The following is a 24,271-nucleotide window of genomic DNA, read 5'->3' as shown; positions in this document are numbered from 1 at the left end:
ATTAAACGAATCGCGGTTTATTGTGGTGCTAGTAAAGGAAAAAATGAACAATACCTTAAAGATGCCTATGCATTAGGCAAATACTTCGCTGAACATAATATTGAATTAGTGTTTGGGGCTGGATCAGTGGGTATCATGGGAGCCATACAAGATGGTGTATTAGACCATGGTGGAACTGCAATTGGTGTCATGCCCAAATTACTGGACGAACGTGAAATTACAAGCCAAAAAGTATCTCAGCTCATTCTCGTTGATAGTATGCACGAACGAAAACAAACAATGGCAGACCTTGCTGACGCATTTGTCATTGCCCCTGGTGGAGCTGGATCTTTAGAAGAATTTTTCGAAGTGTATAGCTGGGCTCAAATCGGGCTCCATCAAAAACCAATCGGGATATACAATACACAACAATTTTACACGCCACTCAATAACTTAATCCAGCACATGATTAAAGAAGGCTTTATAGATGAAAAGTATACAAACCTAGCTCCTTTATACGAAACACCAAAACAACTCTTAGAAGGACTCCAGCAAGCCAAACCATTCACAACCCGAACATACAACTAAGGTCATTGAGGAAGCGATTAGCGTTTAAGCAGAACGACAGCAACGCTCAAAACTAGTTTTAGTTTTGAAGCGGAGCGAAAGTTCTGCCGAGAACGCTGCTTTGTAACACCGTTCACAGATTCTCACCGTATATCGCCAAGGTCATTGAGAAAGTGCTTAGGATTCTAAAGAACCACTAACGTATAGGACTCTAATCTATCGGTTTTTCAACCTTAACTCCATACATTAGTGGTTATGAATCTTTTTTCATTCTATAGTTCTTTTCGATATCTTACTTGATTTTTTAGTACATGAGCTGCACTAAGGTTTGGTTTTTCGAATGTATCATATAATGTCATACCTATTTTTTCCATAACTCGAATAGAAGGACGGTTCTTTTCCGCTGCTAAAGCATACACTTCTTGAATCCCTTTGGACTGTGCATAGTTTAAAACTGCTTTAGCTCCTTCTGTCGCAAGGCCATTCTCCCAAACTTCAGGTATGAGACGCCAACCAATTTCATAAAATGGGAGTTCCTCAAATCGATAATCACTTTCTTTCGGAATATAATTTAGGCCAATAAATCCAATCCAACTTTTAGTTGCTTTTAGCTCAACTGAAAATAAACCAATTTGATGTTGCTTTAAAGTCGCTTTCATTGCTTCAAAATCCAGCTCTGATTTGCGATAACTTAACAAACTCGGAAAATACTGACGCGCTTTCCGATTCGCGTTTAACTTTTGAAGATGTATAAGGTCATCTTTTTCCCAATCTCGCAAATTTAAGCGTTCTGTTTCGATGTAGACTGTCACAGTCTCACCCCTTCCAAAACAAAACTTATATAATAAATAGGAGTAAGGTAAAAATCCTTCAATACCATTGAATTTTTACACTTCACTCCTATCACTCTAGAAGTTCACCTAATTTTCATTTTATACTTTAAATACGCTATGATTAAGCTTTAGAAATATAGCTCACCAATTGAATTGTAACTGGTTTTTCTTTAATACGTTCTAAGTTTTGACCTTTTTTTGTTGTAAAAACTGCATCAACACTATCATTTCTATGATCTAAGTGATATGTCGCTACATACGTCTCCCAATCATGCTTAAAATTAGGTTTTAGCGCAATCGAACGTTTTACATCAGCTGTTGAATGCTTTACAGAATATCCTGTCACTTTCTCCAATTCACGTCCCAATTCATTTAAGCTCATTTCGCGCCCTTCTAATTTTTCAAAACTTTTTTCATGCATGTTCTTGTCCCTCTCTTCTCAATCGTTGATATATGAATGTTATTACCCTATATCTTGGCAAATCAAACGCTCATCAGATTCACTTCGTTTTTAAGATAAATCCTTAGTTAATGTAGATTCTAATGTGTTGTTTCAGTGGTATCAGTCTCTACTTTAGAAGTTGAACCTGAACCATGAGCATTTGACTGTTCACTATCCATATTATCTTTTTTATTATCTTTATGACTATCTTGCTCTTCTTTCGATGACTTACCTTTATCAATATCGTCTTGTACGTTTTTGATTTCTGTATCTAACTGATTACTTTTATCTTTCAATTGTTTATTTTCTTTTTTCAATTCCTTCTGTTCTTCTTTTAAGGTTTTAATTTCGTCTTGTAACTTGTCTTTTTCACTGTTACCACAACCCGCTAAAATAAGCGACGCTGCGATACAAGTCATCCATATCTTTCTCACATTGTTTCGCTCCATTATTCATCAATTACACTTATTTTAGCATGTTTCAGTTTCTTTCGCATACTGAAATTAACCTTCAATACGCTTCGCCATCACAATTTTTTCTTTCTTGTATCCTAATTGTGTATTTAATTCAATCATCGCGTGATTATCCATTCGAACTGTACCAACTAACTGTTCTGCTCCTACTGACTTTGCCCATTCTTCTACTTCTTTTTTAAGTCGTGTAGCCACTCCATTTGAACGATAGCTAGGATGAACAAATAGCGATTCTATTACTACTTGCTTTAGCGGTTGATCGTAGTGAGCCCAAATATAAGCCGTTAAATGCGCTCGCTGACTTTCTTCTACTAATATATACTCTTTACTATATTGAAGTCGTTGATTAATCATTTCTTCATAGAGACTCATCTGTAATCGTGAAGGCGTAACAGGAGTCGTTGGGTCATCGCCAAGTAATTGTGCATGTAAATGTGCAATTTCATGAATGTATTGTTGATCATTAATATCAATTTGTTTCACAATATCACCTTCTTATATTGATTTATCTTTCATTAATCGTCATAATGGATACATCTTAATAGTAGTAAATTAGGAGGTGATGGTATGAAATCAACGCATGAATTAATGAAAGAAAACAATGTAAAATCTTTACGCTTGAATAATACAGACCGCCAAATCTTTGAGAGTTATATGACCTATGTGCGTGCTGATATGCGTGTCAACGCTTATGATTCTGAAGTCGTTTTACAGCGCATTTTAGGACATCTTTTAGAAGCTGAAGATGAAGGCACCCATGCGATGGACTTTTTTAATCACGATCCTAAAAGACATGCTATCGAAACAATAAAAGCCTTACCAAATCAAACCTTTAAGAATATTTTCCGATATATTTATCAACATTTTATATTCTTACTTGCAGTCTTTTGCTTTTTAAAAGGTTTTTTAGGTTTCTTTATACAAGATACACGTATTTTTGTATATACATTCCCTATTACTTTTATAGTGGGCGTATTTGCGACCTTTTTATTTATTTGGGGATGCTTTAAAATGATTCAACTCCAAGCATTTAATTATTCAAGATGGTCGTGGTTATTTGGTTATTTACTTTTAATTGCGATGGCAGTATTTATGTTTAATATTTTTTTCTTTCCACAAACATATCTACAGTTTGGACCATATATACGTATTCATCATTGGTTCTTTATACTGGCTTCTTTCTTAATTATTCCAATTGCAGTATACCGTGAAACCCCAACTAAAAAAAGTTACGGTGCACCGTGGAAATAATAAATTCGGATAAGACCGTTAGAACTCAAGCACTCCATATCATAGAGTCCCTCTAACTTCTTCTTATCCGAGTTTATAGTGTTAAACCTTCACTTTTTTAGGTGTAAATAAGATTAAGATAAACCCACATAATAAAGATAATGCGGATACATAAAATACGTTGCCTAATCCAATCCAATCACTCATCGCACCACCGAGTAAATTCCCTAAAAATTGGCCGCTTACCATTGCATTTGCGAATAAAGTTGACGCATATCCTGGGAATTGCGGTAGTATATCTTGAAAATAACTAATACCAATCCCTAATAATACAGCGAGAAAGGCAGCTAAGAAGAGTTGGCCGATTAACATCATACCGACACTTTCAAATATGCCAATACTTCCAAAAAATAAACTTCCTGATATCGCTGCACAAGCTAATAATGTTCTTGTCTCAACTTTACTTGCAATCATGCCTAATATAATCATGAAAGGTACCTCTAACCCTGCACATAAGCTGGCAAGGTGTCCCACATATTTCTCTTCTTCTCCTAGATATTTTGTAACATAAAGCGGCATATTAAGTGTATACATCCATTGCCCAATATGTAACAAAATAAATGCAATAAATGGAATAATTAAGAATGTTTGTCTAAACATAGAAGGCGCATTGTTCTCAGTTAATGATGCACCTCTCGTATGATGTGTGGTTTTAGTTTCTTTAAAAAAGAGCACTTGTAAAATAAGCGTAGTTAAAATGATTGCAACTGTTCCACCAAATAAACCACTATATCCCCAACTTTGGTTTAATATGTTCCCAACAAGCGGTCCAAATAAAAAACCAAAAGAAAACATTGAACGCAATACTGAATTTGCAAATATAGCACGATTGCTTGATGTTGACTGGTTAATAGATTCTCTTGCTGAAGCATATAATTGTGGCATTGCCGGAGCAAACAATCCTTGAAACAGTGCATACAAAATAATAAATAGTGGAATAGAATGTATAAAAAACGGGAGGCTAAAACTTAATGCTCCCATAAATAAAGCTACAATAATAATGAGCTTTCGATTAATCGGATGCGTGTCTGAAAAGCGAGCAACAATCGTATTCATCGTAAATTGACTGACTGCTGCTAATGCTAATAATAACCCAAATTGATTAGTGGTCATTCCTAAAGCATTTGTTGCGAACAAAATAAAAAACGGGACAGTAACTGCAATCCCCATTCCAATAAACATCATATTCACTACAAATAACTTATAGTTTTTAATCTTTAGTAATTCTCGAAACATTTATTTCTCCTTCACATTTATTTTTTAATAACGCAACGCATCCATTTTAATCTCTATTATCTTTTTGGACTTGTGCTTTGAGTACATTTATAAATGAACTCACTTGTGGTAGTTGTAGCATACTCATATCGTAACTCAAATAAGTCGATCGTATAAGTGCATGTTCTTCAAGATCTACCTTTACCATCGTAAATTGTGTAGTATCTAAATCTTTTACCATAATTTCCGGTAATATCGTTACGCCAACACCTGTTAATAACAAGGCTTTACATGTCGCAACCTGGTCTACTTTAATACGCGCGCGATAATCTTGTGACATATGGTGACGATACCATGTCTTGATTTGATTAATATACACTGGATCTGCTTGAAATTCAATAAATGGTAACTTATGCAACACATCTTCTTTACTTTTAGGATAGATAAAATAATGTTGATCATCCATTAAGTGATCGTTATGCATGTTTAATAATTGATTACCTCTCACAATCATAATATGGTAATCGTTGTGATGCGCTTTGATATGCTCACTCGAACCAATTTGTAATTGAATTTCTACATTTGGATATTCGGCAGTATAATGACTTAACACTTTTGGCATCACGGTTTGTCCGATTAGGGATGAACAACCAATTGATAGTGTTCCGTTTATTGCACCAATATGCGCTTTAATTTTATCTTGAAATAAACGCTCCTCTTTTAGCATGGCTCGAGCGTGTTCAATTACCATTGCACCTTCAGTTGTCGTAATTAATTGCTTTTTTGTACGAATAAATATGTCCACGCCAAAGTGCTGTTCTATAGACTTTAACCGTTGCGTTACTGCAGGCTGTGAAATATATAAACGTTCAGCCGCTTTTCGTAGAGTACGTGTTTCATCTAACGTGATGAGTAAACGATAATCATCAATCTTCACATTTCTTCATCCTCCTACACCATTAAACACTAGATATTATCCAGTGTGATGACGCTTTATCTCACTATTCAATAAAATGACATCCTTTATTTTTGCTTCATTTTCTGAATATGTTTGCGGTTAATCTTTTGATAACAATATCGCACTTTATCTTTAATTGCATCAAAATCTTCGAAAATTTGTATCATTAACTGATGTGCAATAATATAAGCTTCATGATATTGTTTCTGAGTAATTTTTTTGTTTTTTAGCGCTCGTTTTAAATCATCTTCATCCACAAGTTCATATTGACCCGTTGGCAACACCAATACATCAAGGCAAAGGTCTAATGTACGTGCCTTACCTTTTTGAGTAATATTTTTTAAGTTAACATCAAAATAGTATTGTAAAGGACGACCTTCTGTATCAAACATGACGGTAATACTATAACGTTTTTTCTCAGGTAAAATTTGCAGCCACTGATAATGGTCATCCGCTACTATCATACGTTTACCAATCACACTAACTTCTAACGGCTCTCTAACTTTATTCATTGTGATTAGACCTATAATGCCCTTAAACTTATTATTATTAACTCTCACTTCAGTATAATCGTGATCTAAGAGGCGGCGCCAGTGACGTTTATCTAAGTATTTAATTTTCACAGCCACAATCCCCCCTTTTAATTTATTATATAAAAATAGATGTTTCATGTCATATTATTGAATAAAATCTCGAAAACTACTATAGCACACTTCTATCTTCATATCATATACTTAACGTACGTCTCGCGCCCAACGCATTGTTTTAACAAAATGAAAGAGACAAACCACCCCTATAAATTAGGTCAGTTTGTCTCTTCTAAAAATACGCATATCGATATATTCAAGTGACGTAATAGCCTTGTTGGTTATGATAATTCTACATTATGAAAAACATGTTGAACATCTTCTAAATCTTCTAGCACATCAACGAGTCTTTCGAATGTTTCCTGATCTTCACTTGATAATTGAACTTCCGTTTGCGGTAACATTTCAAACTCTGCAACTTCAAAGTCTTGCACACCTAAATCTCTTAACGCTTGTTGAACAGTTGCAAATTGATCAGGCTCTGCATAAACAATAGTGAGTTGTTCATCATCAAGTACATCTCGTACATCGATATCATGTTCCATTAAATGTTCTAACACAGTATCTGCATCAAATTGCTCAAATGCGAATGTGGCAGTATGGTCAAACATATACGCTACAGATCCTGAAACACCCATATTACCACCATTCTTACCAAAGGCAGCACGTACGTCTGATGCCGTGCGATTTACGTTGTTTGTTAATGCATCTACAATTATCATTGAACCACTTGGACCAAAGCCTTCATAACGAAGTTGATCGTAATCTTCTTCTCCGCCACCTTTTGCTTTTTCAATTGCTCTATCAATAATATGATTTGGCACATTATATGTTTTTGCACGTTCTAAAACCAGCTTTAATGCTTGATTTGATTCTGGATCAGGCTCACCAGATTTAGCGGCTACATATATTTCCTTACCAAATTTAGCATAAATACGACTTGTGTTTTTGTCTTTTTGTGCTTTTTTCTCTTTGATGTTATTCCATTTACGTCCCATGATTCCATCTCGCTTTCGCATACAATTTTCAATATGCTTTATTATACATTGTTTTTTTTCATTTAATCAACATTCGTACTATAATGTTAGTTAAAAAGCTGAGAAACCATATTTTGGGCATTTTTACTATCATCAACGTTATAAATTAATAAACGTCCGTCTTGATATAAGGTCATATCGTACGTTTTATATTTTAATCGTTTAATAAATGGATTCTTGAGTAACGTATGAACGTCCTCTTGAAGCGGCTTTTCAAAATAATCCGGATTTAAACGTATTTGATAAACACCGCCACATAACAAACGCAATTGATCAAGTTCTCGATGTGCTAATCTTGGATAATTGTGATGACCACATACTTCACAATCCTCTTCCTTTAAAGCTTTAATCGACGTTGAACGCATTGTCCCTTTATAAATGTCCATTGTAACCATCTTATAAGAAAACGTACCATGCATTAAATAGTAAAATAGTTCTGAAACAACAAGACTGCTCGTCAAATGTACAGCGGGTGGTAGCACGCCATAAACATCACAACTTTCCATTGTTTCAGGAACGTCAGGCATCACACAGTTCAAACAAGGTCCATCCTTATCTATTGGAAAGACACTAACTTGACTACCAATAACAGCACCATAAATATAAGGAATATTAAGTTGACGTGTGGCCTCATTCATTAGGTATCGCGTTTCAAATTGATCTAGCCCATCAAGTACGATGTCAGGTTTCACCTCTTCAAGAATACCTACGATATTACGTGCTGTAATTTCTTCATTTAATGGTTCTATCTCGACTTCATGATTCATAGCTGAGAGGTGTTGCTTTAGCGCAAAAACCTTTGGCATCATCGTTTCTACATCTGCTTCTGTATAACCACTTTGACGATGTAAATTTGTAAGAGATACGATATCTTTATCTACAATGGTAATTTTTTTGATACCACTTCGAACCAGTTGTTCAGCAATACCACTACCTAAAGCGCCGACCCCCATAATAAAAGCATGTAAATTTTGAAGCTTTTGTTGACCTTCGCGACCAAATGGAGGAAACTTAATCTGTCTATCATATCTATCCATTAAAGAAAACCTAACCCCTCAGATGGACTAGATTGTACAGCGTTGTACTTAATTGGAATACGACCCGCTTCATAACTTAAGCGTCCTGCTTCTATACCTTTTTTCATCGCTTCGGCCATTTTAACAGGGTCTTTTGCACGAGATACTGCTGAATTAAGTAATATTGCATCGGCACCTAGTTCCATCGCTTCAGCACAATCCTTAGCTGAACCAATACCTGCATCTACAATAACTGGAACATTACTTTTTTCTACAATATAGCGTAGGTTTAGAGGATTTAATATGCCACGCCCTGTTCCAATCGGTGATGCAAGTGGCATAATTGCATGAACACCTAATGCTTCTAATCGTTGTGCTAATACAACGTCATCAGAAATATATGGACACACTATATATCCTTTTTCAAGTAAAATTTCACAAGCTTTATACGTTTCAATTGGGTCAGGTAATAATGTATCATCATCACCAATCACTTCAACTTTAATCATGTCACATATACCCGCTTCATTCGCAATCTCCGCAATGCGCACAGCTTCTTCAGCAGATTTAGCGCCCGCTGTATTCGGAAAAGTTATAAATTGGTCTAAATCTACATTAGCGAGTGGGTTAGGCAAGCTCTTGTCATATAAACTCATACGTCTTACAGCGAAAGTAAGTACTTCAGTTTCTGATGCTTTAATCGCAGCTTCTTGCACTTTTTCATCTTCAAACTTTCCTGTTCCTAAAAATAGTCTTGAGTTAAATTCTAAATTTGCAATTTTAAACATGTTATCCGCCTCCTACAAATTCTAAAAGCTCTAATCGGTCATTAGGTCTTACTTCAGTAGTAGACCATTCTGAACGTTTCACAACTTCTGCATTTCTTTCAACAGCCATACGCTTAGATTCAATTTCAAAATGATCTAACACATGTTGAATTGTAATGCCTTCTTTAAATTCCTGTGTTTCTCCATTTACAATAACTTCCATACTATCCCTCCTTTATGTATAACCAATGCTGCCTCAATCTTTCGACTTCTCTATATGACGCATTAAAGACACTTCCAATTGCTGCAATACCTGAAAATTGTTGAGGTACCTCTTGCACGGTTTTCTTATCAATCCCTCCTATCGCAATAAGTGGCAATCCAACATCAAGGGCACGTTGTACTTCAAATGGCGAGCGAGGTTCTTGATTAGGCTTTGAAGGTGTCATAAATAAATGTCCGAACACACCATAGTCGATATGATTGTGTAATGCTTGTTGTATAGATGCTACGCGATGTACTGACATACTAATAGTCAAATGAGGATATGCACTTTTAACTTTAAAAGCAGTAGCATCCATTTCTCTAAAATGAAGCCATTTAACACCTAAATTAAGTGCGAGTTCAACATCAGAATGGATAATGACTTTCTCTATAGGAAAGCCGTGACGTGTAAGCATATTAACCCATTCAAATAATACTTCTTGTGACATAGGGGTTCTAAGTATAACACCATCAATTAATGATTCAATTTCGTTAAGATGCTGGATATGCATCTCATTAAGTTGTTGAAAAGGTGTGACCGCTAAAATCATCACTTAACCTCCCTTATAACAAAAAAACTACTTTCCTAACTTATTTAGGAAAGTAGCAACTGATATTATTGATTGCCACTTTCCTACGCCAGTACGAACTGGATCAGGTTCAGGAATTTTGAAATCATAAATTTCAATCTCAGCCATTTTAATGGCACTTCCAGTGGTTTTGATTTTTTATGAAGATTTATCTTTTAGCCATACGAGCTAATTTTAACACGTAACGGATGATTCGGAAAAGATTTAAGAATAGATTAAAGCCCATTTCTCGAGGTGAGAATTGGCCACGTCTTAAACGATTAAAATCATACAATGTATAAAGTAAGAATAAAAAGACACCGATTATGGCTATAACAGTATGAAAAATTGGGTTGTGAATAAACCAACCGACAAGACTCATCACAATTAATGCTATGAAAGTCACAAACAGATATCTTCCCATACTTGATGCATCTTTAATCATAAAAAATCCAATACATCCAAAAATAATAAACGCTGATACTGCTAAAATCACATTTTTAATAAATACACTTGGTCCTAAGTCTTGTAACGTGTACATAAACGTTGCATAAGCTAACAAGCCAGAAATAATTGTATAAATGTGAGACATAATAAGTCCACTAAAACGTGCGCGTTGAACGATCATCGTTAATAAAATTAAGACCAACAATCCTAGAGATAGCGGTTGTCGCCATTCATTTGGTAAGAATTGGCCAAAATAAGTCGAGACACCAAATATTATCCAATAATAAGTAAAGTAAAGCCAAACTTTTGCATAACGTCGATTGTCACTTTTTTCATGCACCTTTATTTCACCTCTTAATACTAAAATATTACAAAATGATTAATATTTTATCTATTTAAATATGGGGTCTTTCTTATACACTTGTCAAAACTGTTCGTATTATCATTCGACGAAATAAATATATTTATTACAATATTACATGTTTGTAACAACACACACAAATATATGCAGATTTGTTATCATAAAAAAGAATAAGTACATAAGCGTAATTTTATAAAATACATAACATTAATTTTTAAGGAGGCAACACATTGAAAAAGCTCGCATTTGCATTAACTGTCACTTCAGGCGCTGCTGCACTTACAACTCAGCATGACGCCGATGCATCTACACAACATACTGTTCAAACAGGTGAATCATTATGGAGTATTGCTCAAACGTACAATACAACAGTCGATCAAATTAAACAAGCTAATGGCTTAACTCAAAACCTTGTATTTCCTGGACAAGTGCTTACAATTGAAAATGAGACAACAACATCTGCCCAATTCAATGGCACACATGTCGTACAAGCGGGTGAATCATTAAATGTGATTGCCTCAACATATGGTGTCTCTGTACAAGACCTGATGAATGCAAATAACCTTAATAGTTATATCATTTATCCTGCTCAAACCTTATCTATTCCTGGTGGTTCTGGGGGAACTTTAGATAGTACCATTTCTGGAAATGCTCCAACGGATTCAGTGGTTACACCAGACGGCTATACTTCTCCTACGTTCAACCACTTAAATTTATATGACTGGGGTCAATGTACATGGCATGTATTTAACCGTCGCGCTGAAACAGGTCAACCTATTAGTACATACTGGTGGAATGCGGATCATTGGGCTAATAACGCCACACAAGATGGTTATATGGTAGACCATAATCCGACAGTTGGCTCAATCATGCAAAATTTCGAAGGTCCAGTAGGTCATGTCGCATATGTAGAACGCGTTAACGGTGATGGCAGTATTTTAATTTCAGAAATGAATTATAGCGCACCTCCAGGAACAGTAACATATCGTACAATCCCTGCGTCAATGGTAACCGCATATAATTATATACATTAACCAAAACAAAAACGAACTGATTGATATTTATCAGTTCGTTTTTTTATTAATCTATAAAAAGAGATTCAAAATCATATAAAATATTGCTGCAATAAATGCTGTAATAGGTAAAGTAATAACCCATGTAATTATCATACGTTTCGCTGTATTCCAATGTACACCTTTAATACGGTTAGAAGAACCTACACCTAATATTGAAGATGAAACAACATGTGTTGTAGACAGTGGAAAATGTAACCAAGACGCTGTGAAAATCGTCAATGCAGAAGATAAATCTGCTGAAGCACCATTTGCTGGACGAATTTTCATAATATTACCACCGACAGTTTTGATGATCTTCCAACCACCCACTGCTGTACCAAGTCCCATCGCCGTTGCACAGGCTACTTTAACCCATAATGCAGGCTCGACACTTGTTTGCATATTTGCAACAATTAACGCCATTGTAATAATCCCCATTGATTTTTGAGCATCATTTGTACCATGTGAAAAAGATTGTAATGACGCTGTGAAAATTTGAAAGAACCTAAAATTTCGATTCGCTTTTGTGAGGTTAGCATTCTTAAATACTTTTTTCACTATTGAATAGATTGTAAACCCGACTATAAACGCAATAACCGGGGACAAGATAAGCACTAACACAATTTTAGTAAACCCTTGATAGTGAAGAATACTAAATGATCCTGCAGATGCAATAGCAGAACCTGCAATTGCTCCTATTAAAGCGTGAGAAGAAGAGCTTGGAATACCGTAATACCAAGTTACTAAATTCCATACAATTGCTGCTAAAATTGCTGAAAGTACAACAACAAGTCCATTATCTAATGTAAATGGATCTACAATCTCTTTTGTAATAGTTGAAGCAACACCAGTAAATGTTAATGCACCGATGAAATTCATAATAGCAGCTAAAAAAATCGCATGCCTTGGTGATAAAGCGCGTGTAGAAACTGCTGTAGCAACTGCATTGGCGGTATCATGGAATCCATTAATAAAGTCAAACATTAAAGAGAATATGATAATTGCCACAGTTATGAGCATTAAAAAATCCATTGAAAAGACTCCTTAGCTATTTTTCATAATGATTGTTTCAAAGTTATTTGCAACAGCCTGACATCGATCTGCAACATTCTCTAAACTTTCATATATGTCCTTAATTTTAATTAGTGTTACCGGATCTGTTTCACTATTAAAGATGTGCTTGATTGATTGACGTAAAATGCCATCGCAATTTGTTTCATATTCTTTAATATTAATTGAATGAACACGCATATGAGATAATTTCTTTTCTGATAATAAACCAATTGCGAGTTTCATCTCACCTACTGCTTTTTGAATATTATCTACAAATTCTGCCATGTACTCGTCAGTATATTCAATTGAATACATTTCAAACATAGCTGATGTTTCTTCCATAGCGTCTAAAACATCATCAATAGCATTACATAAAGACATAATATCTTCACGTTCAATTGGTGTGATAAATGTTTGATTCAAGTCTGTAATCACTTGATGCATTAAATCATCACCGTGTGATTCATAGGTTTTAATTGTATCAGCATAAGTTCTCAACTCTAGATGTGTTTTGAAATCCATTTTGCCAAATTCTATTGCCGCTCGATCTAAATTAAAGATCATCTCCTCTAAGCGAACCATGAACTTATCCTTTTTCTTCCTAATCATGTCAAAGCCTCCGTTCAGTGACTAAAAAATCACTATTTGTAAATGAATTGTTACTTTTATTATAATTCAATATTAAGCTATTGTTAATGAATACTTTGGCGTTTTTTTTCACAAACTTTTCAAAAACGTTTATATAATACTGATAATAACGGACTTTTAATCCCTTTTGAAAATATCATAGATTTTCATAATCTACAATTACATTTACAAAAAATTAACATTTTATTTTCTTAACGCCCTATATCGCTTGTTAAAAATAATAAAACGCCCCTCTATTTATTCATATCATTTCTTAACCCTTATATATCAAAGTCTTTAACTAAGAGAATTTAATTGGATCTATACTCACAAGATATTTTTACTGTTTAAAGCGTGATAACTTTTAATTATCACGCTTTAAACGGTATTAAAATTTGTACTTTACAAGTCTTTTCGTATGAATTAATGCAATAAACGCAAATATTAAATAAATAACCGTATATACACCTATACCAATATATATTACATTTAAGGATGGACTAAATACGAGATTATTAAATGCTCGAGCAGCAAAGTAAGTATGTGCAATACCTACAAACAACGGTAATCCGAAATTAAAAAGTGTCTTTAAAATAAATCCTTTTGTCATATCTTTGTCTGTATATCCTAATTTACGTAGTATTTTAAAGTTATCTTTTTCATCTTCAATTTCGTCCATTTGTTTTATATAAATAATACATCCTGCCGCTATAAGAAAAATAACACCTAAGAAACTTGTAACAAATAAGAAAATACTACTATTTTGATTTTGTTCTTTTAATATTGAGCTTCTTGATTGTACTGCATGTTTTCCAAGCACTTCATTTGCTTCATCAGCTGCCTTCATTTGATGTTTATCTGGAATGTCATAGCCAAATTCCTTATCTATATCACTACTTAAGTCTGAAGATTCGGATTTCAACTTTTGATACACTCCGTCGTCTACAATACCTACCATCATTCCTAAAGTAGACTTATATGAAAATTGATATTCTTTTAAAATCCGACTAATACGCAATACCGTCTTTTTATCATGACCAAGTTGTAACTTTTCCCTATCATGTAATTTATTATATATTAAATTAATTTGAGACATACTAACAATTTTGATATCGTCTGGATTAATGTTTTCTTGAGCCATATCCTTATCACTCACAACCTTTAACGCACCTATATTTTCATCTGATCCTTCACGTTTTGACTCAGGTACCGTTAGAAGTTCTTTCTTATTTTCTTCAAAAGAGACGTTTCTTGCTTTAAGCTCCTTCTCAAATCGGGTAGCGTCTTGATGATCAAAAAACGTGTACTCGTGAGGTGATAATGTATTTACATTATTTTCAATACTTGCTTTGCTTAAAGATGCTAGTGACAAGATTGACATCGTAATCGCAGAAATAATTGCAATTACTGTAAGTGAAAAGGCGTTTTTCTTCATTCTAAACATCATAGAAGAAGTAAAAATCACGTCTGTAATGTTGACATTTCCATTTTTCGTACGCTTTAATACTTTAAACACTACTGATACAGTGCTTTTGAAAAACAAGTAAGCACCTATAATAGTAAGGAATAAAATTATAAAAGGAAGATAAATCAAAGCTGATATCCATTTTCCACTAAACATTACTGTTGATAAGTAGTACCCAAATACCATCATCACGATACCAACCACACCAAAAATGACCTCAAATATCGACAATTTTGTTTCTTTACTATCTGTTTTTTGTTGTAGTTTCATCATTTCTATAATCGTATGTTTACGAATAAATCGAATACTTTGTAACATTACTAAAACTAACGATGTAAGAATTAAAATAAATGTCATTAATAATGACAACGGTTGGAATGTCAAAGTCACATCAACTGAAAAATCGAATACTTTTTTCAAAATTAGTGATAGCAGTCGAGATCCTAAGGTTCCTAAAATACTACCAACAAGTAATGTTATCGCGAAAATAACGCTTTGCTCAAAAAGTAGCATTTTGAAAATATCTCGTCTCGTTAATCCTATCAATTGAAATAATGCAAAACTTCGTGTGCGTCGTTTTAAAAATAAGTAGTTCGCATACAATAAAAATATTACAATAATTACAAAAAGAAATTTTTCTCCGATGCTAGCTGCTTTTACGATAAGTTCCATCTCATTACCATGCGTAACACTTTTAGAATACTTTAACGTATCGAAGCTAAAAAACATCGTAATACTAATCAATAGAGAGACTAAATAAATGGTATAATGTTTTAAATTACGGCTTAAGTTTTTTAAAACAATATGATTAAAGTTCATTTTTCACACCACCAAGCACACTTTGATTGTGAATAATCTCTTGATAAAATTGTGAAATTTCCTTATCTCCTTGATAAAGTTCAGTATTTATTTCTCCATCTTTTAACATAATCACTCGATTAGAATAACTTGCTGCAACAGGATCATGTGTTACCATGATGATAGTTGTATTCATTTTTTGATTTATATCTTCTAACCGCTTCAATAAATCTCTTGCACTTTTAGAATCAAGAGCCCCAGTAGGTTCATCAGCAAAAATAATCGATGGATTTGAAACAAGTGCTCGTGCTGCAGCTGTTCTTTGTTTCTGACCACCAGAAAGTTCTTCTGGGTATTTGTCACTAATATCCTCAATTCCAAGTGCTTTCGTAACAGTTTCAAATCTCATTTCTTGTTCTTTTTTATCCATTTTTTTAATCGATAACGGTAACATAATATTTTCTCGAACTGATAGTGTATCTAGAACATTATATTCTTGGAAGATAAATCCAATATCTTTTTTTCTTAAATCTGCTAGTTGTCTATTCGTTAATTCTGTAATCTCTTGCTCATTGATTACAATACTTCCACTTGATGCATAATCTATTGAACTTAACACATTAAGTAATGTGGTCTTACCAGAACCGGACGGCCCCATAATCGAGACAAATTCACCTTTTGCTACTTCAAAGTTTATATCTTTTAAAACCTCAAACATACGCTTCTTATTACCGTATACTTTTGTCAAATGACGTACTTTTAACAATGTCATCGTCTCACTCCTTTTTAATAAGTTATCTATATTCTAAAGCGTAATGATATTTTTATCGTTTGAATCATATGACAAAACGCATGTCTCAAGTGACAATTTTGTCACTTAGACATGCGTTCAATTAACTCATTAGGTTTAGAAAAAGTAAGTGTCACTGTTGTACCAACATGAAGTTCTGATTGTACGTCAATCTGTAATCCTAATTCATCTCGTACTTGATCAACGAGATACAGCCCAATTCCTGAAGCAGCTGTATTATTTGTTTGATCTGTTGATGTGAATCCTCTTTGAAAAATACGTGGTAAATCATGCTTTGCAATACCATAACCTTTATCTTTAATAGATACGCTAACATACTCATTATTATTGGTAGCTTCTATTTCAATTGCCTCATTCTCAGAATACTTAACCGCATTCGAGATAATTTGACGAATGATCATACGAAACCATCGTTTATCAGTATACACTTTGTAATCTTCAGGAACTGTTATTTCAAAACCAATGCCTTTATTCATACTAATATGTCTTGTTTTTTGAACTTCTTCTATAATTAATGGTTTAAGTAAGGTATGTTCAAAATAAAGATCTCGTGACTTTTGATCGACACGTGATAAAAACAACTGTTGGTCCAACATATAATCGATACGACTCCATTCAAACATCAATTGCTGATATCGAGATGGATCTTCCTCTTTTTCAATCAATAAATAAAGTGCTGTAACAGGACTTTTAATGTTATGTACAAACTCTGTCAAACTTTGTTGATTTAAATCTAGCCAATCTTGTTGTTTTAAAAGGCTCCGTTTCTGTATATTAAGTTTACGATTTAAATATGCGATAACCTGTTGTTCAAAAGGTGTACTCGCCCAGTCTTGGTCCTTTAATGTGTTTAACTCAACTTGTTCATCCAATTGTTTCATAAATCGCGTTTCCTTATAACAAGTCACAATTAAAAAAAGTAAAATGACAATCCACTGCAGTACACAAATATATATAATACTTTTTAAGTTAACTGAGTCATCTAGCCATCCTATCCCTATCAACATCAGTGTTATCATGACTAGTAATAATATCCAATACCGTCTCTCTTTAAAAAAAGCTATAATCCACTTTAAATTAATCATGTGCAATATACCCTCTTCCAACTTTTGTTTCAATTGCATCTATGATTAGTAATTCTTGTAATTTTTTTCTAAGCCGGTTGACGTTGACCGTCAATGTATTATCGTTTACAAATGCTTCATTATCCCAAAGTGTTGACATGAGTGTATTTCTAGAAACAATTTGATTACGATTTTTGAGCAATACTTCTAAAATCTGCATCTCAGTTTTCGTTAAATAAACTGTACCTTCTTCATTTGAAATACAATCCTTAGTGAGATTAACAGTAGCACCTCTCCACACCATCATTCTTGTCTCTTGAGATGTATATTGATAAACACGTCGATAAATCGCTTGTAATTTTGCTACAAGTATTGACATATTAAACGGTTTTTCGATATAGTCATCTGCACCAAGTTCCATACTCATGACTTGATCCATTGGGTTATCCCTTGAAGATAAAAATACAATAGGTACATTGGAATTTTGACGTATTAATCGCGTCCAGTAAAAACCATCATATTTAGGTAAAGTAATATCCATTAGGACAATATCTGGATCGAGTTGATTAAATAATTCCAGTACTCTGCTAAAGTCTTCAACACCTGTAACATTAATATCCCATTTTGATAACGTTTCGGTGATTTCTTGCCTTAAACTTTGATCATCTTCTACTAATAAAATATCCATATGATTCAGTCCTTTGTATAATTGACCTTCATTCCTCTTTGAATCTTTTCATGATACACTTGAATACGACATTTGGTATCAAATCCTCTTAGTAACATCATTAAATAAGGAACTTGTAATAAATATGCTACTGGCCATATCACTTTTGGTATATAATTGAAAAACTGAATAATTATCCAATTTAATTGAGCAATATAACGAAATTCGATAATTGGTGTCTCCATATGTCGCGCTAAGTCATCCTTAACCATGACCAATCGATACAAATTGGCATCAATATGTTCAACTTTTAAAGTGGCACGTAATTTCCCATTACTTTTCTTATATATTTTAATATACTCATGCTCTATTTCTGCTAATAATCGCGTTCCTTTTGCATTAGATATCCAACTCACAAACCGTTCTATTACTTCATAAAGTGACCAATTAAGTGGTTTAGGCATATGATGTACAATTCGTATATCATTATATTTTGCGACTTGAAACTCTACAGATATGTGCGAACGTTTCATTTCACGCATTGTTTGACGTACAGGTGTACCATAAGCACTTAACTGTTGGATTGTTTCTGCATCAAATTGACTCCCACTTACATAAATTATTTCTGTGATATTATGATGATGTGCTGCTCTTGCAAAATTATCAGCTGCAATTAGATTGAGTTCTCTTGCTAAAGCACGTGTCATCTTAGCTGAATGCTTTGTTGGGTCTAGAAAAAATACTGCGATATCAATATTTTCCATTGCTTTTAAAACGTCTTTATAGTTATAAATATCGCCAGTAATCCATTTAACATTAGTTTGTTTTTGTGGTTTTGGGTATTTAGAGATTGTAAATAATTGATATTCAGAGGCAAGTGCATTGACCAAAGATTGGCCAATTGGTCCCGTTACACCTGCTAATAAAACTTTCGCATGCATATGCTTCTTTCCTTTCTAATATAAATAGTACTACTCACATAGACACTTATATTGAGTTCGAATTCGAGTAAGGTACAATAAAATTGATTATTCATCGCATGACGTGTAAAATGTAAAATCATGATTGGAGATGACTTTATGGTTGTAACAATTAGAGAAATAAGAATTAAAGATGTTGAACCGCTCATTATGCTCATGCGTCAAATTTTTGATGAATCTGAATTTATGCTGTATGACCCAGGAGAATACATCCCTTCTCTTGAACGTGCAACAACTAAAATTGAGAAGGTCATTACATCACCACATTTGGCGATATTAGTCGCCGAAGAGGATGAACAACTCGTAGGTTATTTAACGATTAAAACAAAACCACTCAAACGCATTAAACACACCGCAAACATAGCTATGGGTGTTTTAAAATCTCATCAGAATCGTGGTATTGGGTTTGAATTATTAAATCACTGCAAAACGTGGTGTCAATCACATGATATATCTCGTATTGAATTAAATGTTGTCAGTGCAAATACCACTGCTTACCAATTTTATAAAAAAGCAAAATTTGTTGTTGAAGGTGAACGCCGCAATTCCATTAAAATTAATACCCAATATTTTAATGAGTATCTGATGGCTTATTTAATTGAATAGATGTAAAGTTACTCATATTTTATCATTCTAAAACTATATTTCACAGTTTTAATTTTTCAAATAAAAACACACTTCCTCCGTAAACAAATAGTTTTAAACTATTTTACACCTTTACAAATAAGGAAGTGTGATTTTAAAAATTTTAATTGTTATCATACGGGTTTAGCCTAATTTCAGTATGTGGTGTCACACTCACTTCACTGTTAATTCGAGTCGTAGATGTATTGCGACTTAAAAAACTCAAGACCTTTCGAATGTTTTCTTTGGATTCAGGTTTTTCCAAATGAAATTGATATTGATGCTTTAATTTGTGAGAACCATTGAAGAAAAATGTATCAACCGGTATGCCTTGTGCTTTTAATTGTTGTGCAAAACTTTCATTTTGACTCATAAATGGGTCAATATCTCCAACAGAAAGATATGTTGGTGGATAGTCTGGTGTAATTTGATTAAGTGTTGACATTTCCGTAATATTTTTAACATTTCTCTCCCAATCCTTGACTCCAGTATAACTTCTCATAAATAAATCAATTCTTGGAAACTCTGTCGCACGTACAGTTTTCATATCATAAAAGCCACCAAAAAATACTGCCCCTTTAATTTGTTTAGGACTAAATTGTTGTTTAAATCCCATCTGCTCTCTCAAATCTGAATTAGTTTGAATTGCAGTAAATTGGCTGTTAATCTGTGCTCCCGCTGAATCTCCTCCAATTATTACTTGATTAAGATCAATGGGTAGCGCGTCTTGATTTTCTTTAATAAATGATACTGCATGATCCATCTGAATTAATGGTGTTGGATACTTGTATGCAGGAGCTAATGCATAGTTCACATTAACTACAACATAGCCTCTTTCAACAAGTTGCGATAATAATGGATTTTTATATTGCTTGTCCCCTGCAATAAACCCTCCACCATGTGCCCAAAAGATAACAGGAAAACGCTCATGGTGACGTATACGTTTAGGCATTAAAATATCTAATTGACTATCTGGTAACCCTTCCATATATGTAATATCTGTAAAAGCTGAAACATTTTTGTTTTCAATTGTAACTTTTTGTGTGTTTTCTTTATGATTTGACTTAAAAAAATAGCCGGTTGCGAGACCGGCTACGACAAGAAAAATAACAAATGTGATTACAAACCATCTCTTTTTACGTTTTGTCATAATACCAATCTTTCCTTTCGAAAAAATTGTACCACATCTTGCTTATTAAGCAATAAACTTCTTGTCTTGAGATTTACGATATAAATATTTTACAACTACAGCAATAATAATCATTAATCCAATAACACCCATTGCAGGATATACATACTTAATTAATCCTTCGAAACCAATAAAGCTTAAACCGTAAGCTAACGGCACAATGATTGAAATTAAAATGTAATATTTCTTAGAATATGGTGTTGTAAATCGTGCAGCAAAAGAATAACTTAAACCTAAGATTGTATTATACATAACTGCTAACATTACTATTGAAAATACTAAAGATAAATATGGATTAATCATATCTGCTAATGTGAGTGTAGGAATATCCACATTTTTAATTGTTGGGTACTCTGAATGAAGCGCAAAGTTAATTAATCCTAATAAGATTAAATAGACAATTCCTCCAATAAGACCACCAAGACCAGATACGGGGCGTTTAGATGCATCACCGCCGATGGCAACAAGTGTACTAAAACCAACCGCAAAAGCTAAACCACCGTAGTTAAAACCATTCCATAGTGCTAAACCAATACTTGGTTGTTCAACGACATTGTTGATTTGTGAAAATGATACGCTTCCTTTAAATAAAAAGACAACTGCTATGATAACAACCAGTACAATTAATACAGGCGTTACCAATCCTAAAGCTCTAACAATTTTGTTGAAGTCCATCAACAAAGTAATATAAACAATCGCACACATGATTAAAGCACCTAACCAAACCGGTACTCCAAATTTCTCATTAAATGTTGAGCCTGCACCTGCAATCATAGTAATAGTTACAGCATATAGTGACAGAATTAAAATATAATCAATTAAGATACCTAACTTTTTTCCAAATAAATACTCTAAAGTTGATCCGTGATTGTCAGCATCAAATGCTGTACCGATTTTTGCAACTTGACGTCCGATAAATGTAAGTATTAACCCTGAAATAATCACACCTACATAAGACCACACGCCAAAGGTACTAAAGAATTGCTTTACTTCTTGACCTGTTGAAAAACCAGCACCAACTACAACGCCGACGTAAGCGAAAGCTATCTTTATAGCTTCATTAAAGTTTTTCATACTGTTTTGACCTCCTCATTTGCAAAACACGTTAAACATTAAACCATAATATGCGATTTATTTCAAATTTTATTAAAGCGCAAAAACACTTAGAAACGTTGATATGATAGGGTCTGTAGCCATATTCTTTTCTTTTATACCATATTAATTATGCTTAATAATGTATAAAAATATACAAAACAACACTTTTTTTGTATAAAAATAAGCGAATCTTATAATTAGACAAACATCTTTAAAAATTATTCAGTAAAAACAAATAAAATAACTTGTTGTTTATCATTTTTAACAACTTATTACACTTATAGTATCAAATAATCAATATAAATAACACTAAAAGCCAGAAATATGTGACAACACAATTAATCTTCTTTTTCTTTTGATGCATTTGTAATAGTTAATGCTATGACAATACCTATTATGATTAAAATCAACGCAAATAAGTACGTTACATGCAAACCTGAAGTCATGGCTTCGTTTTCTAATTGTTGTGTTACAGTAGTCTCACCTTTCAATTTAGCATTTTGCACACCTGTAATCATCGCAATGAAGGTTGAAATACCAATTGCACCAACGACTGGTTGTATCATATTATAAATCGCCGAACCATGTGGATAGCTTTGACTTGGAAGTGCATTTAAACTATTAGTGCCAATAGGTGTCATAACAGTTGAAATGCCTGCCATTAAAACAAAGTATGAAAGTACAAATAAGAATATCGGTAATTCTGGCTGTACAACGATATAAAAAATAGAGACTCCAAGCAATGCGATTAATCCTGGTACAATCAATTTTCGAGGTCCAAATTTATCGAAAAGCCCTCCCATAATTGGTGACAATAATCCATTGATTAAAGCCCCTGGTAATAGTACCAAACCAGCAATCTTAGCTGGTAAATCAACCGGACCTTGAAGATACATTGGAAGTACAATTTCAGTTGGGAACATACTCAATAGTATGACAACATATACCATCATACCTTTACGGTAATTATGGAATAAAAAGACTCTAAAATCTAAAATGGGTGTATCTAATCTTAGTTGACGATAAACAAATAATCCTCCAAAAACAATCCCTATCACAAATGTTATGGCGATGAGGGGTGTTAATACTATTCCATCGTTCTGACTTATATTCGAAATACTGTAAATGATACCGGTTATTCCAACTGTTGAAAATATAATTGATAAGATATCAACTTTAGGACGTGTTACCTCTCCTACATTTTTTAAAAATATTGCCCCTAAAATGAATGTAAGTATCATAAATGGCAATACGATAAAAAAGAGCCATCTCCACCCTAATGCTTCTATAATTACTCCCGATAATGTTGGACCTATAGCAGGTGCAAACATTACAACAAGACTAAACGTCCCGATTGCTTTCCCTCTTACAGATTTATCAAAAATAAATAACATCGTATTTGTGATTAAAGCAATCATGAGTCCGGTACCTATTGCCTGAATCATGCGTCCCGCTAGTAACATGGGAAAATTCACTGCAAAACCAGCTATGAGAGATCCTATACTAAAAATAACAATTAATCCTAAATATAGGCGTCGTGTGGTAAACCATTGGATAATTAATGCTGATAGAGGATACACAATACCCATCACCATCATAAAACCACTTGCTAACCATTGAATGACTGTACGTGGTAAGTCAAAGTAGTGCATTAATTCTGGAAGTGCAATATATAGTAACGTTTCATTTAAAGTCATGAAAAAAGCACCGATTAAAAATACGGTCATAATAATCTTATTGTAATTTTTTTCTTTAACCATTGTTTTCTCCTCCAATAAAGCACTAATTATCAATATTAAAATAGAATTATCAAGCGTCCCATGTCATCTTTTCAGTTATTATGACATAAAATTTCTATATTTTATGCTTTTATGCCTATAAATTCTATATTTACATTAGGTAAAATATTTCGGCTCTTTGTCAACGTCGGTTGGTGAAGACAAAACGTACTAAGTTGCTATTTTTAGTGACTTGGTACGTTTTTTATGTTCACTTATAAACATCCTAGAAATAACTAATATTCTATTTCTGAAATTAT

The 24,271-nt window shown here is 33.5% G+C and carries 27 protein-coding genes and 1 riboswitch; of the genes, 4 read left to right on the top strand and 23 right to left on the bottom strand.

Annotation, left to right across the window (positions count from 1 at the left end; all coding sequences use genetic code 11):
- On the top strand, positions 1-567 hold the full coding sequence (locus HHH54_RS00135) for an LOG family protein (RefSeq protein WP_198616947.1): 567 nt from the start codon (positions 1-3) through the stop codon (positions 565-567).
- A 251-nt stretch (positions 568-818) separates the two neighbouring features.
- Here HHH54_RS00135 and HHH54_RS00130 read toward each other — a convergent pair whose 3' ends face one another.
- The 4 genes from HHH54_RS00130 to HHH54_RS00115 form a co-directional block, all read right to left on the bottom strand.
- Positions 819-1,358: a GNAT family N-acetyltransferase gene (locus HHH54_RS00130; protein ID WP_198616795.1), complete on the bottom strand. Its 540-nt coding sequence runs from the start codon at positions 1,356-1,358 to the stop codon at positions 819-821.
- Positions 1,359-1,500: 142 nt separating this feature from the next.
- Complete coding sequence (locus tag HHH54_RS00125; protein WP_198616794.1) at positions 1,501-1,800, bottom strand: hypothetical protein; 300 nt, start codon at positions 1,798-1,800, stop codon at positions 1,501-1,503.
- A gap of 119 nt (positions 1,801-1,919) precedes the next feature.
- Positions 1,920-2,255, bottom strand: coding sequence for an SA0632 family lipoprotein (locus HHH54_RS00120; protein WP_198616793.1), 336 nt, complete (start codon positions 2,253-2,255; stop codon positions 1,920-1,922).
- A gap of 69 nt (positions 2,256-2,324) precedes the next feature.
- Positions 2,325-2,777, bottom strand: a complete 453-nt coding sequence (locus HHH54_RS00115; RefSeq protein WP_198616792.1) for a GNAT family N-acetyltransferase — start codon at positions 2,775-2,777, stop codon at positions 2,325-2,327.
- An 84-nt stretch (positions 2,778-2,861) separates the two neighbouring features.
- Between HHH54_RS00115 and HHH54_RS00110 the strand changes: the two genes are divergently transcribed.
- Positions 2,862-3,545 carry a hypothetical protein gene (locus HHH54_RS00110; protein WP_198616791.1) on the top strand — a complete coding sequence of 228 codons (684 nt, stop codon included), beginning with the start codon at positions 2,862-2,864 and terminating at the stop codon, positions 3,543-3,545.
- An 81-nt stretch (positions 3,546-3,626) separates the two neighbouring features.
- Here the strand turns inward: HHH54_RS00110 and HHH54_RS00105 are convergent, their stop codons facing one another.
- The 9 genes from HHH54_RS00105 to HHH54_RS00065 all read right to left on the bottom strand — a co-directional run bounded on the left by HHH54_RS00105 (position 3,627) and on the right by HHH54_RS00065 (position 10,784).
- Positions 3,627-4,820, bottom strand: a complete 1,194-nt coding sequence (locus tag HHH54_RS00105) for a sugar efflux transporter (protein WP_198616790.1) — start codon at positions 4,818-4,820, stop codon at positions 3,627-3,629.
- Between the two features lie 46 nt (positions 4,821-4,866).
- Positions 4,867-5,736: a LysR family transcriptional regulator gene (locus tag HHH54_RS00100; protein WP_198616789.1), complete on the bottom strand. Its 870-nt coding sequence runs from the start codon at positions 5,734-5,736 to the stop codon at positions 4,867-4,869.
- An 86-nt stretch (positions 5,737-5,822) separates the two neighbouring features.
- A complete protein-coding gene (locus HHH54_RS00095) occupies positions 5,823-6,380 on the bottom strand; it encodes a ribonuclease FAU-1 family protein (RefSeq protein WP_198616788.1) in 558 nt (185 codons plus the stop codon).
- Positions 6,381-6,625: 245 nt separating this feature from the next.
- A complete protein-coding gene (locus HHH54_RS00090) occupies positions 6,626-7,342 on the bottom strand; it encodes a YebC/PmpR family DNA-binding transcriptional regulator (RefSeq protein WP_198616787.1) in 717 nt (238 codons plus the stop codon).
- Positions 7,343-7,428: 86 nt separating this feature from the next.
- Positions 7,429-8,418: a ThiF family adenylyltransferase gene (locus HHH54_RS00085; RefSeq protein WP_198616786.1), complete on the bottom strand. Its 990-nt coding sequence runs from the start codon at positions 8,416-8,418 to the stop codon at positions 7,429-7,431.
- A complete protein-coding gene (locus HHH54_RS00080) occupies positions 8,418-9,185 on the bottom strand; it encodes a thiazole synthase (RefSeq protein WP_198616785.1) in 768 nt (255 codons plus the stop codon). Before HHH54_RS00080 ends, HHH54_RS00085 begins: the two co-directional genes overlap by 1 nt.
- A 1-nt stretch (position 9,186) precedes the next feature.
- On the bottom strand, positions 9,187-9,387 hold the full coding sequence (gene thiS, locus HHH54_RS00075; RefSeq protein WP_198616784.1) for a sulfur carrier protein ThiS: 201 nt from the start codon (positions 9,385-9,387) through the stop codon (positions 9,187-9,189).
- Between the two features lies 1 nt (position 9,388).
- Complete coding sequence (locus HHH54_RS00070; protein WP_198616783.1) at positions 9,389-9,979, bottom strand: thiamine phosphate synthase; 591 nt, start codon at positions 9,977-9,979, stop codon at positions 9,389-9,391.
- 63 nt (positions 9,980-10,042) lie between these two features.
- Positions 10,043-10,151: riboswitch (TPP riboswitch) on the bottom strand.
- 15 nt (positions 10,152-10,166) lie between these two features.
- Positions 10,167-10,784 (bottom strand): Bax inhibitor-1/YccA family protein, encoded by a 618-nt coding sequence (locus tag HHH54_RS00065; RefSeq protein ID WP_198616782.1) that lies wholly within the window; start codon positions 10,782-10,784, stop codon positions 10,167-10,169.
- 251 nt (positions 10,785-11,035) lie between these two features.
- Between HHH54_RS00065 and HHH54_RS00060 the strand changes: the two genes are divergently transcribed.
- Positions 11,036-11,839, top strand: coding sequence for a LysM peptidoglycan-binding domain-containing protein (locus HHH54_RS00060; protein WP_198616781.1), 804 nt, complete (start codon positions 11,036-11,038; stop codon positions 11,837-11,839).
- A gap of 51 nt (positions 11,840-11,890) precedes the next feature.
- Here HHH54_RS00060 and HHH54_RS00055 read toward each other — a convergent pair whose 3' ends face one another.
- From HHH54_RS00055 to HHH54_RS00025, 7 genes are all read right to left on the bottom strand, one after another.
- Positions 11,891-12,892: an inorganic phosphate transporter gene (locus tag HHH54_RS00055; protein WP_198616780.1), complete on the bottom strand. Its 1,002-nt coding sequence runs from the start codon at positions 12,890-12,892 to the stop codon at positions 11,891-11,893.
- A gap of 12 nt (positions 12,893-12,904) precedes the next feature.
- A complete protein-coding gene (locus HHH54_RS00050; RefSeq protein ID WP_198616779.1) occupies positions 12,905-13,522 on the bottom strand; it encodes a DUF47 domain-containing protein in 618 nt (205 codons plus the stop codon).
- A 406-nt stretch (positions 13,523-13,928) separates the two neighbouring features.
- Positions 13,929-15,824, bottom strand: coding sequence for an ABC transporter permease (locus HHH54_RS00045; protein WP_198616778.1), 1,896 nt, complete (start codon positions 15,822-15,824; stop codon positions 13,929-13,931).
- Complete coding sequence (locus HHH54_RS00040) at positions 15,814-16,575, bottom strand: ABC transporter ATP-binding protein (protein ID WP_198616777.1); 762 nt, start codon at positions 16,573-16,575, stop codon at positions 15,814-15,816. The genes HHH54_RS00045 and HHH54_RS00040 overlap by 11 nt, the downstream gene beginning before the upstream one ends.
- 101 nt (positions 16,576-16,676) lie before the next feature.
- Positions 16,677-17,495 (bottom strand): sensor histidine kinase, encoded by an 819-nt coding sequence (locus HHH54_RS00035; protein ID WP_232796180.1) that lies wholly within the window; start codon positions 17,493-17,495, stop codon positions 16,677-16,679.
- Positions 17,496-17,691: 196 nt separating this feature from the next.
- Positions 17,692-18,366, bottom strand: a complete 675-nt coding sequence (locus tag HHH54_RS00030; protein WP_198616775.1) for a response regulator transcription factor — start codon at positions 18,364-18,366, stop codon at positions 17,692-17,694.
- 5 nt (positions 18,367-18,371) lie between these two features.
- Positions 18,372-19,286 carry an NAD(P)H-binding protein gene (locus tag HHH54_RS00025; RefSeq protein WP_198616774.1) on the bottom strand — a complete coding sequence of 305 codons (915 nt, stop codon included), beginning with the start codon at positions 19,284-19,286 and terminating at the stop codon, positions 18,372-18,374.
- Between the two features lie 138 nt (positions 19,287-19,424).
- Here HHH54_RS00025 and HHH54_RS00020 point away from each other — a divergent pair, with 138 nt between their 5' ends.
- Positions 19,425-19,931 carry a GNAT family N-acetyltransferase gene (locus HHH54_RS00020; RefSeq protein ID WP_198616773.1) on the top strand — a complete coding sequence of 169 codons (507 nt, stop codon included), beginning with the start codon at positions 19,425-19,427 and terminating at the stop codon, positions 19,929-19,931.
- A gap of 142 nt (positions 19,932-20,073) precedes the next feature.
- Here HHH54_RS00020 and HHH54_RS00015 read toward each other — a convergent pair whose 3' ends face one another.
- The 3 genes from HHH54_RS00015 to HHH54_RS00005 all read right to left on the bottom strand — a co-directional run bounded on the left by HHH54_RS00015 (position 20,074) and on the right by HHH54_RS00005 (position 23,993).
- Complete coding sequence (locus HHH54_RS00015; RefSeq protein WP_198616772.1) at positions 20,074-21,099, bottom strand: alpha/beta hydrolase; 1,026 nt, start codon at positions 21,097-21,099, stop codon at positions 20,074-20,076.
- Positions 21,100-21,144: 45 nt separating this feature from the next.
- On the bottom strand, positions 21,145-22,212 hold the full coding sequence (locus tag HHH54_RS00010) for a YkvI family membrane protein (RefSeq protein WP_198616771.1): 1,068 nt from the start codon (positions 22,210-22,212) through the stop codon (positions 21,145-21,147).
- Between the two features lie 359 nt (positions 22,213-22,571).
- Positions 22,572-23,993: a DHA2 family efflux MFS transporter permease subunit gene (locus HHH54_RS00005; RefSeq protein WP_198616770.1), complete on the bottom strand. Its 1,422-nt coding sequence runs from the start codon at positions 23,991-23,993 to the stop codon at positions 22,572-22,574.
- Between the last annotated feature and the right edge of the window lie 278 nt (positions 23,994-24,271).

Origin of the sequence: Staphylococcus canis, from assembly GCF_016238445.1 — a bacterium.
Classification (GTDB): Bacteria; Bacillota; Bacilli; order Staphylococcales; family Staphylococcaceae; genus Staphylococcus; species Staphylococcus canis.
This window is presented reverse-complemented; position numbering and strand designations above follow the sequence as displayed.